The 14,328-nt window shown below is 58.0% G+C and carries 18 protein-coding genes; 5 read left to right on the forward strand and 13 right to left on the reverse strand.

Features of this window, described 5'->3' with window-relative positions:
- Positions 1-60 precede the first annotated feature (60 nt).
- The 6 genes from AC5DC2_RS09140 to AC5DC2_RS09165 all read right to left on the reverse strand — a co-directional run bounded on the left by AC5DC2_RS09140 (position 61) and on the right by AC5DC2_RS09165 (position 3,343).
- The gene (locus AC5DC2_RS09140; protein ID WP_024707214.1) at positions 61-357 is read right to left on the reverse strand and encodes a type II toxin-antitoxin system RelE/ParE family toxin; all 297 of its coding nucleotides are present in this window, start codon (positions 355-357) and stop codon (positions 61-63) included.
- A gap of 227 nt (positions 358-584) precedes the next feature.
- Positions 585-758 (reverse strand): hypothetical protein, encoded by a 174-nt coding sequence (locus AC5DC2_RS09145; RefSeq protein ID WP_197489683.1) that lies wholly within the window; start codon positions 756-758, stop codon positions 585-587.
- A gap of 276 nt (positions 759-1,034) precedes the next feature.
- Entirely contained in the window at positions 1,035-1,949 is a 915-nt protein-coding gene (locus AC5DC2_RS09150) for a Fic/DOC family protein (protein ID WP_018065841.1), read from the reverse strand.
- Positions 1,946-2,155 carry an antitoxin VbhA family protein gene (locus tag AC5DC2_RS09155; RefSeq protein WP_018065840.1) on the reverse strand — a complete coding sequence of 70 codons (210 nt, stop codon included), beginning with the start codon at positions 2,153-2,155 and terminating at the stop codon, positions 1,946-1,948. Before AC5DC2_RS09155 ends, AC5DC2_RS09150 begins: the two co-directional genes overlap by 4 nt.
- Before the next feature lie 207 nt (positions 2,156-2,362).
- Positions 2,363-2,794 (reverse strand): helix-turn-helix domain-containing protein, encoded by a 432-nt coding sequence (locus AC5DC2_RS09160; RefSeq protein WP_024707215.1) that lies wholly within the window; start codon positions 2,792-2,794, stop codon positions 2,363-2,365.
- Positions 2,795-3,022: 228 nt separating this feature from the next.
- The gene (locus tag AC5DC2_RS09165; protein ID WP_024707216.1) at positions 3,023-3,343 is read right to left on the reverse strand and encodes a DUF736 domain-containing protein; all 321 of its coding nucleotides are present in this window, start codon (positions 3,341-3,343) and stop codon (positions 3,023-3,025) included.
- A 612-nt stretch (positions 3,344-3,955) separates the two neighbouring features.
- Here AC5DC2_RS09165 and AC5DC2_RS09170 point away from each other — a divergent pair.
- The 4 genes from AC5DC2_RS09170 to AC5DC2_RS09185 are packed head-to-tail and all read left to right on the forward strand — an operon-like array spanning position 3,956 to position 6,782.
- The gene (locus tag AC5DC2_RS09170; protein WP_079921054.1) at positions 3,956-4,318 is read left to right on the forward strand and encodes an ArsR/SmtB family transcription factor; all 363 of its coding nucleotides are present in this window, start codon (positions 3,956-3,958) and stop codon (positions 4,316-4,318) included.
- Positions 4,315-4,728 carry an arsenate reductase (glutaredoxin) gene (arsC, locus tag AC5DC2_RS09175; protein WP_024707217.1) on the forward strand — a complete coding sequence of 138 codons (414 nt, stop codon included), beginning with the start codon at positions 4,315-4,317 and terminating at the stop codon, positions 4,726-4,728. Before AC5DC2_RS09170 ends, arsC begins: the two co-directional genes overlap by 4 nt.
- Positions 4,725-5,453, forward strand: a complete 729-nt coding sequence (arsH, locus tag AC5DC2_RS09180) for an arsenical resistance protein ArsH (protein ID WP_018065836.1) — start codon at positions 4,725-4,727, stop codon at positions 5,451-5,453. Before arsC ends, arsH begins: the two co-directional genes overlap by 4 nt.
- A 15-nt stretch (positions 5,454-5,468) precedes the next feature.
- On the forward strand, positions 5,469-6,782 hold the full coding sequence (locus AC5DC2_RS09185) for an arsenic transporter (protein ID WP_024707218.1): 1,314 nt from the start codon (positions 5,469-5,471) through the stop codon (positions 6,780-6,782).
- A gap of 145 nt (positions 6,783-6,927) precedes the next feature.
- Here AC5DC2_RS09185 and AC5DC2_RS09190 read toward each other — a convergent pair whose 3' ends face one another.
- The 7 genes from AC5DC2_RS09190 to AC5DC2_RS09220 form a co-directional block, all read right to left on the reverse strand.
- Positions 6,928-7,755, reverse strand: coding sequence for an arsenate reductase/protein-tyrosine-phosphatase family protein (locus tag AC5DC2_RS09190; protein WP_024707219.1), 828 nt, complete (start codon positions 7,753-7,755; stop codon positions 6,928-6,930).
- A gap of 85 nt (positions 7,756-7,840) precedes the next feature.
- Positions 7,841-8,548 carry a winged helix-turn-helix domain-containing protein gene (locus tag AC5DC2_RS09195; protein ID WP_036236432.1) on the reverse strand — a complete coding sequence of 236 codons (708 nt, stop codon included), beginning with the start codon at positions 8,546-8,548 and terminating at the stop codon, positions 7,841-7,843.
- Positions 8,549-8,578: 30 nt separating this feature from the next.
- Entirely contained in the window at positions 8,579-9,256 is a 678-nt protein-coding gene (phoU, locus tag AC5DC2_RS09200) for a phosphate signaling complex protein PhoU (protein ID WP_018065832.1), read from the reverse strand.
- Between the two features lie 21 nt (positions 9,257-9,277).
- Positions 9,278-10,075: a phosphate ABC transporter ATP-binding protein PstB gene (pstB, locus tag AC5DC2_RS09205; RefSeq protein ID WP_051424018.1), complete on the reverse strand. Its 798-nt coding sequence runs from the start codon at positions 10,073-10,075 to the stop codon at positions 9,278-9,280.
- Positions 10,076-10,159: 84 nt separating this feature from the next.
- Positions 10,160-11,113 carry a phosphate ABC transporter permease PstA gene (gene pstA / locus AC5DC2_RS09210; RefSeq protein WP_024707222.1) on the reverse strand — a complete coding sequence of 318 codons (954 nt, stop codon included), beginning with the start codon at positions 11,111-11,113 and terminating at the stop codon, positions 10,160-10,162.
- Between the two features lies 1 nt (position 11,114).
- Positions 11,115-12,047: a phosphate ABC transporter permease subunit PstC gene (gene pstC, locus AC5DC2_RS09215; protein WP_244435529.1), complete on the reverse strand. Its 933-nt coding sequence runs from the start codon at positions 12,045-12,047 to the stop codon at positions 11,115-11,117.
- Positions 12,048-12,113: 66 nt separating this feature from the next.
- The gene (locus AC5DC2_RS09220; protein ID WP_491698272.1) at positions 12,114-13,151 is read right to left on the reverse strand and encodes a PstS family phosphate ABC transporter substrate-binding protein; all 1,038 of its coding nucleotides are present in this window, start codon (positions 13,149-13,151) and stop codon (positions 12,114-12,116) included.
- 303 nt (positions 13,152-13,454) lie between these two features.
- Here AC5DC2_RS09220 and AC5DC2_RS09225 point away from each other — a divergent pair, with 303 nt between their 5' ends.
- Entirely contained in the window at positions 13,455-13,985 is a 531-nt protein-coding gene (locus AC5DC2_RS09225; RefSeq protein ID WP_024707225.1) for an arsenate reductase ArsC, read from the forward strand.
- Positions 13,986-14,328 lie beyond the last annotated feature (343 nt).

A 14,328-nucleotide genomic window follows, 5' to 3' on the forward strand; every position in this document is an offset into this window, starting at 1 on the left:
TCGTTGGTTTTCAGGTAATCGGCCGCATCGAAACGGCTAAAAACTTCCTTTGCCATAGTTTCAATCCTTCCACTCGTCGGCCAGCATTTTTGCGGCCTTGATGTCCTTTTTCTGGGTCGACTTGGCGCCACCGCAAAGCAAAACGATAATCAACTCGCCGCGCCTCATATAGTAAACTCGATATCCCTTGCCGTAGTGAATGCGAAGCTCGGAAATTCCCGATCCCACGGGCTCCACATCACCGGGATTGCCCATTGAAAGTCGCACGAGGCGAGCGGCGACCTTTGCGGCTACAGTTCGGTCTTTCAGGCTCGAAAGCCAGCGATCAAATGTTGCCGTTTTGATTAACTCGGCCATATGCCTACTATAGGTCACACTGAGCCAAATTGCAAACTATAAGTCACAGCCTGCTCATGATACGTGTTCATGCAGCATTGCTCGATTTGTCGGTTTGATAGTTTTCCTGACTTCAAGCTTTCTATTTTGAACTGGCGCACGGAATAGCAGCTTCAGCGCTCAAAATATTCGGCTTTTCGGGTGTCGGCTAGAGAACAGGAAGGCTGACAGCCTTCCTGAAACTGACCTCATTCGAGGTCAGCGTTCCAGGCCGCTATGTCCTGCTCAAACTGAAGCTCCTCTGCTGCTACCAGTGCTTCCAGCTTTTCAAGTTCTGCTTCAGCATCCTGCCGCTCGCCCTTCGAGAAGTCGCAGTTCGTCAGCTCGGCGCGAAGTTCATTGATCTGATCGATAGTCGTCATGTTTCCGTCTCCTTTTGTTGACGGAAACCGGCCACCGGTGATCGCAGGGCAGTGTCAATGATCGCGAAGCGACCGGCAAGGCCGGTGAATGGGGGTGCCGATTTTGTTGCTGCCCGCCGGGCAGCGGCAAAATTGGGGGCACCGTTCGTCATTGACGCTGACTAAGGAGCCGTACGCTATCCCGGCAAAAAAAGAAGAGAACCGCGGCCCCAACGGCCGCGACCGAATCCGGCGTCCAGCCGGCAATCTACGCCGCGAGACCGCGAAGATGGGATTTTAGCCGCGGCCGTGCCCAAAGTCGTCGTCACGCCCCCTACCCTTTCGGGCGTTCGCGCGGGTCTTCTGTGGCGTTTCGAACGTCACATGCTGCCCTTGTTCGGGCAAAGGCCTTGGCAGGTCCTTTGTCTTGCCGACGAGAATATTCTGCTTGTCGTGCATCATGAAATCTGACCCGCCAACCCCGACCAGGACGCCATCATAGCGACGGCCAGGCTCGGTCGTTGCCATATAGCGATTTTGCCAATCAAAGCCTTGCGAGGTCAGAAATTTCTGTGCCTTCTCCAACGCCTGCACGCGTTCGGGATCAGAGATCTCGCGGAACAGGCGCTTGAAGGCATCGACATCGCCGCGTTCATGACCGGCAATACTGGCCTGCGCCATGCGTTCGGCCGACACGACATCAAAGTTAAGCTCGTGACCGGCGTTCTTCGCCAGCGCAGTCATGAACTCCCTCTGCGTCCGGCCATTGCCTTCGCGAAACGGATGGATCGAGTTGAGCCGATTGAAGTAAACTGCGGCCTGATCGGCAAACGTCTCCCGGTCGAGATCGCGCAGGAGGTCTTGACCGCGCAGGTCCTCGGAAAATCGGTCCAGCGCGCTGGGAATGGCCGGGCCGATCGCGAATTGCTCGCCGTCGATCTTCTGCATGGCCGGCATGGTCGCGACCGTGCCGTCAGAAAGCTGAACCCGCTCATCGCGGGTTCGCCCGGCCCATTCATAGACGTCCTGGAAAAGATGATGGTGAAGCGCTCTCAGGTGCCGAGCGTCGAAGGTCGGCTGCGGCCCGCCCCCAAGACGCAGTTCGATGAGACGGCCGGCAACACGTTCAGCCTCAACGGCAGAGAGTTTGTCGGGATCGGTTAAGCCATCGATGTTCTTGAGGGTGCCGTTTTCGTAAGCGTAGTTCGTCATCCGTTGGCGGCGCGAAACTCTTTCAGCATCGGAACGATATCGGTGGCCTCGATCTCGCCGCGAATGAAAGCCTTGAAAATGTGATCGGTGGCAGGATCGCGCTTCAGGCCTTCCATGGCATTGGAGTGATCGGCGCTGTTGACCAGCCGGCGCCGCTTTTTCATCTCGGCATCGGAGATGCGCGCTTTCTCAAGGGTGCTCGCCATGGTCTTTTCCTTCTTAAGATCGGTGCGGTTTTACAGGCAGGCCGGTCTTCCTAGAATCTCTCAACCCTTGAACCGGCACGGTCCTGCTATGCACTCTCGCTCCTGGACGACAAATTCAGCGTAAGTCTATTGACCACGCCAACTATACCAGAATCGGAAGAAGAATTCTCTTGTTTTTTTATATGTTTGACCCAGTTATCGGGTGCATCAATCGTCTTTGCGGAGCCGCTTCGCAGGCAACGGAACGAACAGGTCATGAAACACGACCAGTGCCGTATCGGGCTCGACAGCGTAGCGGCCGTTCTTCGTGACTTTATAGAAGAGCCCCATTTCCTCGAGCACCACGCAGTTGCGCGGAACCGTAAACCGGCTGACGCCCAGGCGTTCCGCAAGAATTTGCAGGGGCAGGATTCCTCCGTCCAGCTGCGGATCGTAGATCAAGCCAATCAGGCTCACGCGCAACATCGGAAGCAGGTGCACGTAGCGGCTCGGCCGGTTCTCAATGGCGGTCGCAACCTTGAGAGCGTTAACACCTACAGTTCCGGGCGGAATTTGCTCCAGAATCGGTGGTCCATCGAACCACACAAACGGGTCATGTGGCTGCGCACCCAGCCCCTTTATAATCTCTTCTCTTGTCATTCTCTCGCGACAGCTGTTCGAACCCACATGGTGTTTCTTATATGTGCTTCAAGGCCCGATTGCCATTGTGATCCGGTGGGATGACGCCGAAAGAGCAAGGAGCGATTTGGCACTTTTCGCAAACCCATAATACCTAAAGTGAGGACAGAAGCGAAACAAGTGCGGACTATTAGGTACGTCGCGGATTTGCCGGAACCGGCGCGGCGGTATCCGCCGCGCCGAGGGAGCTTAGCTCCAGGGGATCACGGTCATCAGATCATCATCGTCCTGGCCGGGAAACTTGCCGAGGTTCGCACGGAACGCCCGGCTCGGGGTTGCCGCGGTCAGCTGCAGATACTCTTCGCCGTTCTGGTTCGTCTGACGCCAGATGCCGCCAACCTCGACCTTTCGGCCTCGCGGGGACACGCCATACAGGCGGTAGACAGGCGCTTTCGGGTTCGTGCTGTTGAGCTCTTCGCCAGTGATGTCGAAGTCGAAGTCCAGTGCGGCGATGTTGCCTTCCAAAGTGCCGTTGTCGTTGAAGCGGATGAAGTTGATCAGGTCTGCCATTGGTATGTCTCCGTTGTTTGATCGAATTGACAGGGACACCAGGAAGCACCGGAAGAGGATGACTGCACCCTTCAGGGCCGCAGCGAAGCGAAGGGCGGCGCAGGACCGGAAAAGACGGAGGGTCCGCCGAAGGTGGAAGCCGTCTTTTTTGGACGGAGACGTTGCTGACAGACCCCGGGCCTTACAGTCCCATCGTCAATTGCTCGCAAACAACAACGGCTGGACATTCCTTCGCCATGGCAGCCCGCGTCAGCTTTGTGCAACAGGGTGTCGATACTGGCAAAGAACACAGTCTGCATGGACAACAAAGCACGAAACGGCCTGTCGCAGCGAATCCGAAAGGGGCTCTGTTCCTTCGATGCGAGGAAATTCCCGACACAACACGACGGAGACGGTCACCCCCGAAACGAAAATTGGGTCCTTCGTCAAAAACAGAATCTGAATAGGAGAGGAACAGACCGGGCCGATTGAGGGAGGCTGCCAGCGCGGTCACTCTTGGCTAAATATCGCCATTTTCGAGTTCGGCAAAGATGGTTTCAGGCAGGGCAAGACAGATCGTATAATCGGCGAAACTCGGTTGCCAATATTTATTTTGTCCATATTATTGGACACATGGAAATAAGCATCGTCACCGCGAGTTTTAGCGCGCTTTCCCAAGAGACCCGTCTTGAGGCGTTTCGTCTCCTTGTTCGCCATGAACCCGACGGGCTCCCTGCCGGGGAGATCGCACGTCAATTATCTGTACCGCACAACACCATGTCGGCACATCTTGCGGTGCTTTCACGGGCAGGATGGGTGATATCGCGCCGACAGAGCCGCTCAATCATCTATCGCGCCAATCTCGAGCACATGCAGGAAACTCTGCGTTTTCTGGTTCGCGACTGCTGCGCTGGCCACCCAGAAGTTTGCGAGCCGTTTTCGGCGGCTCTGAGTGAAGGTGGCCTCAACGACAAAAGAAGGAGCGAGAACGCTTGAAAGCGATAATCTTTCACAATCCGGCATGCGGAACCTCCCGAAATACCCTAGCGATGATCGAGGCGTCGGGCGAAACCCCGACCGTGATAGAATACCTAAAGACCCCACCCAGTCGTGAACGGCTGATCGAGCTGATTTCGATGATGGCCATCACGCCAAGAGAGTTGCTGCGCCGCAAGGGAACGCCTTTTGAGGAACTCAATCTTGATGATCCGACGCTGAGTGATGATCAACTGATCGATGCAATGATGGCGCACCCGATCCTGATCAATCGTCCAATTGTGGTGACAGAAAAAGGTGCGCGGTTATGCCGGCCTTCAGAGCGGGTCCTTGAACTGCTGGCAAACCCGGTGGCGGTGTTTACCAAGGAAGACGGCGATGTGTTACGCTTCGGCGGGGCAACTCAATGAGCGGGACTGAACGCCTCGATGACCTGCCGAATATCGATCCGGACAAGTTACGTCCAATTGACGTCGATTTGCTGGCGGGGCCGGATGCGCCGCGCCATCCCCCCAGGATTCTGGTGCTCTACGGCTCGTTGCGCGAGCGCTCCTTTTCACGCCTGGCCTCCGAAGAGGCGATGAGACTATTGCGCTGGTACGGCTGCGAAGTGCGCACTTTCAAACCGTCGGGTCTACCTCTGCCTGACGATGCGGATTCCGGCCACCCGAAAGTCCAGGAGTTGCGCGACCTCGCCCAATGGTCCGAGGGCATGCTGTGGGTCAGCCCCGAGCGGCATGGCGCGATGACCGGCATCATGAAGACGCAGATCGACTGGATACCGCTATCGCTGGGCGGTATCCGGCCCACCCAGGGCAAGACACTGGCGGTCATGGAGGTTTCGGGCGGCAGCCAGAGCTTCAATGCCGTCAACCAGATGCGAATCCTCGGGCGCTGGATGCGTATGATCACCATCCCCAATCAATCATCCGTACCCAAGGCCTTCACCGAGTTTGACGAAGCCGGGCGCATGAAGCCTTCACCCCTCTACATGCGTATCGTCGATGTGTGTGAGGAACTTGTGAAGTTCACCTGGCTGACGCGCGGCAGGTCTGCCTATCTCACTGACCGTTATTCAGAGCGCGTCGAGAGTGCTGAGGAGCTCTCTCGACGCGTCAACCAGAACACGCACTGACGATAAGGTCTTTTCATGTTGGCACTGGCTATTTTTGTCGTCACCCTGTTTCTGGTGATCTGGCAGCCGAAAGGTCTGGGGATTGGTTGGAGCGCGCTCGGCGGCGCCCTGGTGGCACTGCTGACGGGCGTGGTGCATCCGGACGATATTGTCGTGGTATGGGATATCGTCTGGGATGCAACTTTCACTTTCGTGGCGCTGATTATCATTTCGCTGATCCTGGACGAAGCTGGGTTCTTCGCGTGGGCAGCGCTGAATGTGGCACGTTGGGGCAACGGACGCGGCCATTTGCTTTTCCCGCTTGTCGTTATACTGGGGGCGATCATTGCTGCGTTCTTTGCCAATGACGGCGCAGCCCTTCTGCTGACGCCCATTGTCATCGCTATTCTCCTGCGCCTGAATTTTGGGCCGCCGGCGGCGTTGGCCTTCATCATCGCGACCGGGTTCATCGCAGACACGGCAAGCCTGCCGCTGGTGATCTCCAACCTCGTCAATATCGTCAGTGCCAACTATTTTGATATCGGGTTCGACCGCTACGCGGCGGTCATGGTCCCTGTGAATTTTGTTTCCCTGGCAGCAACACTGGCCGTGCTCTGGTTGGCATTCGGCCGTCGAATTCCCAAACACTACTCCGTCGAGAGCCTGGACCCGCCGCACATGGCCGTCAAGGATCCACTGGTCTTCCGGGCTGCGTTTCCCTTGCTGGCCGTGCTGCTTGCCGCCTATTTCGTGACGGCCCCGCTGGGCATTCCCATCGCGTTTGTGACAGGTACTGGCGCAGTTCTGCTCATGGCAATTGCCGGGCGCTGGTGGCAGGCCGGCCGCGGTGCAATCGTCTCCGTATCGGACGCGCTTCGCGGCGCCCCCTGGCAGATCGTTTTGTTCTCAATCGGCATGTATCTCGTCGTCTACGGGTTTGGCAATGCGGGGCTGACGAATTACGGCGCCCTGGCGATTGAGTGGTTGGCGCAACATGGTGAGTTTGTCGCCACGCTGGGCACCGGCGTGCTTTCCGCCATCGCAGCCTCCATCATGAACAATATGCCCTCGACATTGGTCGGTGCATTGTCTATCGATCGGGCCAACGTGCCTGCGGCAACGCGGGAGTTGATGATCTACGCCAACGTCATTGGCAATGATCTGGGGCCCAAATTCACCCCGATCGGCAGTCTCGCGACCTTGCTCTGGCTCCATGTGCTGGCCGGAAAGGGCTACAGGATTGGCTGGGGCCAGTATATGAAAATCGGTCTTCTGATAACACCGCCGGTATTGCTGGCAAGCCTGGTCGCCCTGGCTTTCTGGCTACCGGCTCTACCGCCATCGCCATAGGTGCATCTTGGGTCATGGCGCGGTGAGTTTCGCTGCCTGGAAGTTGCCGTCGGCACGATGACGCTGTCGTAATAGCCGGTTGGTCGCCTGGCCAGAAGGCGAATCCTGCCCAAGACAGCGTGAAAGCGCCGCTCTTCGACAGTATTCAGACTCGGGCCAGGCGCAGCCTACCGATATCGTCCACATGCTCCTGAAGGGCGGCGCGATCGAGGGTCGGTCCCGGGAGTTGAGCGAAGGGTTGAATGCGCCGGCGCATGGCCTGATAGGTCTGGCGAAACAATTCGAGGCGTTCTTCATCGCTGAAAACGCCTGCGGCGGGATCCGGGTGACCCCAATGCGCCGTCACCGGCTGTCCGGGCCAGACCGGGCATTCTTCATTGGCCGCCTGGTCGCACACAGTGAAAACGAAGTCCATTTGCGGCGCGGTCGGCTTCTGAAACTCGGCGATCGAGCTTGTCCCCAGTTCTGAAATCTCGTGTCCGTTTTCTTCAAGAACCTGCAGGGTCAAGGGATGGACCGCGCCATGTGACGATGTGCCTGCGGAATAGGCTGCAAACCGCTCAGGCGCGGTGTCACGCAGGATGACTTCGGCAAAGATTGACCGCGCTGAATTGCGCGTACAGACGAACAGGACATTATATCTGCGGTGATCGTTCGCGTCGAAATCTATCGTGCGATGGTCATTGTTTGTTCGGCCCCGACAACAATCCTCCGAGAGGAAGCCTATCAGCGACTTCGCGCCGGATAGATCGGCGCTGTACAACAAGGAGTTCCCGTCGCGATCCTGATGGACGAGACCCGCACGCCGCAGAACCGATAGATAGATAGAAAGCGTCGAGCGTTTATAGCCAAGTGTTTCGGCCAGTTCACCGGCTGCCACTGATTGCGGATATCGTCGAACCAGAACGCGGAATACGTGGAGCCGTTCGGCGTGCCCGAGCGCATCGAGCATCCCGACCATGTCATCTATCATTACGTGCATGCCTCTTCAGTGCAGTCATAAGTCCGATTTATGCTTATGACCGGAAGAGACAACGATTTTGTGTCAGCCGCAAGGTTTAGCCGAGGGCGTACCCTATTCCCCTGATTGTTCGGAGCGGGTAGTTCGTTTTCTTCTGGTTGAGCACCTTGCGCAGACGGCCGATATGCACATCCACACTGCGAATATCGACATCGCCTTTGCGCCGTCCGGCGCGTTCCAACAACTGTTCCCTGGTGAAGGGGCGTCCAGGACGACTCATGAAGGCCGCAAGCATGCGATATTCGGTTGGCCCGAGATGCACGGGGCGTCCTTCGATATAGACCCGCAGCGCGTCTTCATCCAGAGCGATGCGCTCAAAGGTGAGGCAGGGCCTTACCTTTCCGGAATCGATACGACGAAGCTGGACATGGAGCCGCGCCGCCAGCTCCGATGAAGAGTAGGGTTTGGACAGGTAATCGTCTGCGCCCAGTTCAAGCCCCTTGACCTTGACTTCCTCGCCGGAACTGCCGGACAGAATGATAAGCGGCATCTGCCTCGTGGCGCTGTCCTGTTTGAAGCTGCGGCACAGGTTGAAGCCATAATCATTCGGTGCGACCCAATTGAAAAGGACGATGTCCGGCCTTTCATCTCTTGCCGCCTGCAGCGGTGTCTTGCCGTCCATCGCCACGCACGCGGCATATCCGCTGTCCTGCAGTTGCCGGAACAGGGAGTCCCGTTCGACCATCCCGTTTTCGACCACGAGAATTCTGGGTTTCAGCAGATCGAGTGCTTTCTGCTTCAGCATGGCGGTTCCCGTCTTATTTGTTGACCCGTCTTATGTGTCGATCGATCCGTCTGGCGCTTCGCGTCTGCTCATGAAAATCACTTCTTCGGCAATATTCGTGGCGTGGTCACCGATACGCTCCAGGCTTTTGGCGGCAAACAGCAGATGGATATCGGACTTCAGTTTCGAGGTGTCTCGCCGGCTGCCTGCCAGAACAAGGTGAAACAGATCGTCATGGAGGACATCGATACGCCTGTCGCCGCGCACCACCTTGTGCGCCAGGTCAACATCCCGGCGCACAAGGGCATCATTGGCATCTTCCAATGCTCCAAGAACCGCGGCATGCAGCTGTCTGAACAGTTCAGCTGCATCCGCCGATATCCGGGAGTTGCGGTCCGCAATGGCGCGTTTGGCGATATTCTTCGCATGATCCGCCGCGCGCTCAAGGTTTCCCGCGCTGTGCTCGATGGCGATGACCTGACGAAGGTCACCGGCCACCGGCTGATAGCGCACCAGTATATCCAGACAGCGGGCGCGGATTGTCTCCAATTCGCGGTCCACCACCAGATCGTTTTCAACCACTTCACCGGCGCGCACCAGATCGTTGTCGAGAAGCACGTGGGCTGCGCTTGCAACCATGGCCTGAACATGTTCCGTCATGATCAGGACGGCGGCGGACAGGTCACTCAGTGCCTGTTCAAAGGCTTGCAGCGTATGTCGCTTTTCCATTTGCTTCCTTTCGACATCTCGTCAACCGTAGCGCCCGGTGATGTAGTTCTCCGTGCGGGGATGCTGGGGATTATTGAAAATCTGGCTCGTTTCGCCGAATTCTGTCAGTTCGCCCAGATACATGAATGCCGTGCGGTGCGAGATGCGCGCCGCCTGCTGCATGTTGTGGGTGACGATCACGATAGTCACCGATTTCGCGAGTTCCTGGACCAGGTCCTCTACCTTGGCCGTCGCTATCGGATCGAGCGCCGATGTCGGCTCGTCCAGAAGCAGGATTTCCGGGTTCGGAGCCAGACCGCGTGCGATGCACAGACGCTGCTGCTGCCCGCCCGAAAGGTCGTAGGCCGAGCCATTGAGCTTGTCCTTGACCTCGTCCCAGATCGCGGCGCGCTTTAATGCGCTTTCCACCGCTTCGTCGATCACCTGGCGTTTGCTGATCCCGCGCACGCGCAAGCCGGCAGCCACGTTTTCGTAAATCGATTTGGGAAAGGGATTCGGCTTCTGGAACACCATGCCGATGCGCAGTCGCACCAGCACAGGATCGGCGTCGCGACCGACCAGGTTCTCGCCCTCTGGCTCCAGTATTACCCGCCCCTCATAGCGGTTGCCGGGGTAGAGATCGTGCATCCGGTTGAGACTGCGCAGAAGGGTGGACTTGCCGCATCCCGAGGGGCCGATGATCGCCGTCACCTTGCGGTCGAGGATCGGCATGCTGACACTCTTGATCGCCTGAAAGCCGTTGGCGTAGTAAAAGCTGAAATCCTCAATCCGGGCGCGTAGCGCGTCGCTCTCTGCCGCAGGCTTGATCGGAGGCGGCATGGCCGCCTCGCGCTCATCTTGAAGTCTGGTTTTCTCGATCTCGGCGTCTGCTTTTTCGGCTGTCATGTTGTCATCAATCATGGTTCAGTTTCTGTGTCCTTTGCGGAGCCGGTACCGGATCCAGATGGCGATGCCGTTGAGCGAGAAGGTCAGCGCGATCAGCACCACACCGGTTGCGGCAGCGGCGGTGTGAAAACCAGCCTGAGGCCGGGAAATCCAGTTGAACATCTGTATCGGCAGCACGGTGAATCCGTCGTTGAGCCAGGCGAAGGAGATGAACGGAAACTCTCCGGTCACGGGTGCCGGCGGCAGGAAGGCGATGAAGGTCAGCGCGCCGATCGTGATGATTGGGGCGGTCTCGCCGATGGCGCGGCTGAGACCCACGATGGCGCCGGTCAGGATGCCAGGCCGCGCCGCCGGTATGATGTAGTGCCACATCACCTGCCATTGATCGGCTCCAAGGCCATAAGCACCCTCCTTGATGATCGAAGGGATCGAGCGCACCGCCTCGCGGGTCGAGACGATCACGATCGGAAGGATCAGCAGTGCGAGCGTCATGCCGGCCACGAGGATCGTCTTGCCGAGGTCGAACCCGTAGACGAAGAGACCGAGCGCCAGAAGACCGTAGATGATCGAAGGTACGCCGGCGAGGTTGGACACGTTGATCTCGATGAAGTTCGAGAGCCACCCCTTCCTGGCATATTCTTCCAGATAAAGCCCCGCGCCGATCCCGATTGGAATGGCGAGGAAAGCGGTCACCAACATTACCAGAAGCGAGCCGACCCATGCCGACAGAATGCCCGCCCGCGCCGGTATGCGCGAAGGATAGCTGGTCAAGAAATCGTAACTGATGCGGGTGGCCCCGCGGATGACTAGATCGCCGATCAGCGTCAGAAGCAGCGCCATTGCGATGGCCATGACGATCACCCCGCCGGAGGCGAAGATGATGTCTTTCTTCTTGGCGCGCGCGACGGCGTCGAACGCCTCCTGGTTCGTCGATGCACCGTTGCCAAGCGTTCCTTCGGTTGTGGTAACCATCTCAGTATGCCTCGCGGAACTTGCGGCGCAGGTAGAAGCCGATGACATTGAAGGTGAGCGTGATGACAAAGAGCAGAAGACCCACCGCAAAGATCGACTCGTATGCGACCGACCCGTGCGCCACGTCACCGAGGCTCATCTGCACGATATAGGCTGTGATTGTCGCGGCCCCCTCGCGCGGGTCCCATGTCAGGTTCGGGTTCTGGCCTGCTGCGATCGCCAGTACCATCGTCTCGCCCACTGCGCGCGACATGCCGAGGATGAAGGCGGCGGTGATGCCCGAAAACGCCCCGGGGATGACGATACGTGTCGCCACCTGCCATTTCGCCATGCCAAGCGCGTAACCGCCTTCGCGCAAACTGTTGGGCACGGCGCGCATCGCATCTTCGGAGACAGAGACAACGTAGGGCAGGATCATGATGCCGAGGATGATGCCGGGCACCAGCAGGTTGATGCCCTTGAGCCCGGGAATGAACTGTTGCAGAAATGGCGTCATCACCAGAAGCGCGAAATAACCGTAAACCACAGTGGGCACGGCCTCGAGCATTTCGAGCGCAGGCTTCACTGTCTCACGCACCGCCGGCTTGGCATATTCGCTGAGATAGATTGCCATGACCAGGCCGAAAGGCACCGCGATGATCATAGCAAGCCCCGCCGTTTGCAATGTCGCGGCCAAGAGAGGCAGGACCCCGAATTGCGGGTCGGCAAAGACCGGCGTCCACATCGTGCCGAACAGGAAATCGAACAGCGGCACATGGGCAAAGAACCCGGCCGAATCGCGTATCAAAATATAGACGATGGCGAATGTGACGAATACCGACAGTGCCGCGCACAGGAACAGGAAAACCCTCATGCCCCGGTCGATCAGTCGCCGTCTTTTGACAAAACCGCTGTTGATGAGTTCCGCTGAACTGGGAATGGAATCTACGGGCACGGCAACCTCGCTTGACCGGAAAAAGATGCGGCGGGCGAAAAGACCCGCCGCCGAGATGAAATGTGCCTAGTTGGCAGCCTTCAGAAGATCGTCGGGCGTGACGCCGACCTTGGAGCCGCCGTCGAAGAACGAGCCGGTCGAGCGGGCAACGATCTTTTCTTCAGCAAGCGAGAAGGCCTTGCTGGGCAGCGCCAGATAGCCGGTGGAGGCCACGAGTTCCGGTGCGAGTTCCGGGTTGAACATGAACTTCGCGTAATCCTCGACATTCGCCTTCGTGTCCAGATGCTCTTTGTTCGCGTAGATGAACAGCGGACGAGTCAGCGGCTGATACTCACCGCTGGCCGCGGTTTCGGTGGTCGGCGCAACGCACTCGCCGCCGTTGAACGAGATTTCCAGCGGCTTCACACGGCCGCGGTTCTCTTCGACATAGGCCAGACCAAGGAAGCCGATGGCATCGACGTCGGTCGACACGCCCTGGATGGTGATGTTGTCGTCTTCGGTCGCGGTGAAATCGCCGCGCGAGGCGCCCTCTTCGCCGATGATGGCGAAGGTGAAGTAGTCGTAGGTGCCCGAGTCCGTGCCGGCGCCGAACAGGGTCAGCGGCTGGTCCGGGTATTCCGGGTTCAACTGGTTCCAGTTGTTGACGACACCCTGTGCTTCCGTCTCGTAAGCCGTCTTCAGCTCTTCGACGGTCATGCAGCTGATCGGGTTGTCGGGGTTCACGATCACGGCAAGCGCGTCCATGGCGACGGGCAATTCGACGAACTCGATACCGTTTTCGGCGCAAAGCTCTGCTTCCGAGGTCTTGATCGGGCGCGATGCGCCGGAGAAGCTGGTCTCGCCGCGGCAGAACTTCTTGAAGCCGCCACCGGTACCTGACACGCCAACAACGACACGATTGCCGGTTGCGATCTGGTATTCCTCGGCAAACGCCTCGGAGACGGGGAACACGGTCGACGAGCCGTCAACCTGGATAGCATCTTCCTGGGCTGCGGCCTGATAGGCGAGCAGCGAGGCTGCAGTGAGAACGGTGACTGAAAGTATCTTTTTCATTGGAATAATCTCTCCTGGCTGGATCGGTTGTCGAATCCATTCGGGTTTCAACGGGTGGTCCCCGGAGGACGGTAAAACACAGTCATGTTACAGTTTCATGAAACTGCAACATAGATGGTTTATTGCGACTTGCAGCGGCTCGTTCGGGTGTCGCGAATATCCAGTGCAATCGGCATTCGGGGGAAACAGGAGATACCATCCAGCCGGGAGCCAAAGCGACGGCGTAATCGATCTGACGATCCGCCTTGCCGACATGGCTTTGCGCAGGTCGGCGTCCGGTCACAGTCACCACGCCTGCTGGTAAACGGCGCTTCCGCGCATTGTTCACACCGACATGAAAATGAGAGTTCGGCCATGACAAACAACCAGAACTTCAACATTCTCTTTCTCTGCACCGGAAATTCGGCGCGGTCGATCATGGCTGAAGCCATTCTCAACACGGAGGGCAGAGGTCGCTTTCAGGCCTTTTCGGCAGGTAGCCGGCCGAAAGGTGCCGTTCATCCGCTCGCGCTCAAGGTGCTGGCGGCACAGGGCTACCCGGTCGAGGGGCTTCACTCGAAGAGCTGGGATGCCTTTTCGGTCCCCGGCGCGCCCGCTTTCGACTTCATCTTCACGCTCTGTGACAGCGCCGCGGGAGAGGCCTGCCCGATCGCGCGCGGGGCGGCAAAGCGGGCGCATTGGGGCATTGAAGACCCCGCCGCTGTCGAGGGGACGGATGCGCAAAAGCAACTGGCCTTTGTGCAAACGGCACAATTCCTCAAAATCCGGATCAAGGCGTTTCTGAGCCTTCCGGTGGAGACAATCGAAAAAATGGCGCTGGAAAGCAGGCTGAACCAGATCGGCCGTATGGAAGGCGCGACGGATCTCGCCGCAAAGAGCGAGTGAATGCCGAATGAGACATTTCCGGTTCAAGGCCTTTGCAGCGGTATCGGCGCAGGGATCGCGGCAGCTTTGCTTGCCGGGAATTTCATTACCATTGATCTGAAAACGGCCATCCGGGCAGTAGCGTTGTATCGCTGTAATAAAACACTGCTAAGCCCGGGCGAAATGACATCCAAACATGATCGGAGATAATAAAATGCGTCGTACTCTTCTTGCTGCAGCCGCTCTGGTTGCTATGACAGTACCTGCTTTAGCAGATTTCACCCTGGACAGCCGCTACACGGATGCAGACGGCGACCTGATTGCCGATATCCCGTCCGATCCGGCTGAGCTTGTCGATCCTTCC

The organism is Martelella sp. (genome assembly GCF_984369615.1).

What these genes read in the sequence shown, in the direction of transcription:
- AC5DC2_RS09140 (WP_024707214.1), bottom strand. Translation starts at nt 357, where the DNA reads ATGGCCGAGTTAATCAAAACGGCAACATTTGATCGCTGGCTTTCGAGC.
- AC5DC2_RS09145 (WP_197489683.1), bottom strand. Translation starts at nt 758, where the DNA reads ATGACGACTATCGATCAGATCAATGAACTTCGCGCCGAGCTGACGAAC.
- AC5DC2_RS09150 (WP_018065841.1), bottom strand. Translation starts at nt 1,949, where the DNA reads ATGACGAACTACGCTTACGAAAACGGCACCCTCAAGAACATCGATGGC.
- AC5DC2_RS09155 (WP_018065840.1), bottom strand. Translation starts at nt 2,155, where the DNA reads ATGGCGAGCACCCTTGAGAAAGCGCGCATCTCCGATGCCGAGATGAAA.
- AC5DC2_RS09160 (WP_024707215.1), bottom strand. Translation starts at nt 2,794, where the DNA reads ATGACAAGAGAAGAGATTATAAAGGGGCTGGGTGCGCAGCCACATGAC.
- AC5DC2_RS09165 (WP_024707216.1), bottom strand. Translation starts at nt 3,343, where the DNA reads ATGGCAGACCTGATCAACTTCATCCGCTTCAACGACAACGGCACTTTG.
- AC5DC2_RS09170 (WP_079921054.1), top strand. Translation starts at nt 3,956, where the DNA reads ATGGAAATAAGCATCGTCACCGCGAGTTTTAGCGCGCTTTCCCAAGAG.
- arsH (WP_018065836.1), top strand. Translation starts at nt 4,725, where the DNA reads ATGAGCGGGACTGAACGCCTCGATGACCTGCCGAATATCGATCCGGAC.
- AC5DC2_RS09185 (WP_024707218.1), top strand. Translation starts at nt 5,469, where the DNA reads ATGTTGGCACTGGCTATTTTTGTCGTCACCCTGTTTCTGGTGATCTGG.
- AC5DC2_RS09190 (WP_024707219.1), bottom strand. Translation starts at nt 7,755, where the DNA reads ATGATAGATGACATGGTCGGGATGCTCGATGCGCTCGGGCACGCCGAA.
- AC5DC2_RS09195 (WP_036236432.1), bottom strand. Translation starts at nt 8,548, where the DNA reads ATGCTGAAGCAGAAAGCACTCGATCTGCTGAAACCCAGAATTCTCGTG.
- phoU (WP_018065832.1), bottom strand. Translation starts at nt 9,256, where the DNA reads ATGGAAAAGCGACATACGCTGCAAGCCTTTGAACAGGCACTGAGTGAC.
- pstB (WP_051424018.1), bottom strand. Translation starts at nt 10,075, where the DNA reads ATGCCGCCTCCGATCAAGCCTGCGGCAGAGAGCGACGCGCTACGCGCC.
- pstA (WP_024707222.1), bottom strand. Translation starts at nt 11,113, where the DNA reads ATGGTTACCACAACCGAAGGAACGCTTGGCAACGGTGCATCGACGAAC.
- AC5DC2_RS09225 (WP_024707225.1), top strand. Translation starts at nt 13,455, where the DNA reads ATGACAAACAACCAGAACTTCAACATTCTCTTTCTCTGCACCGGAAAT.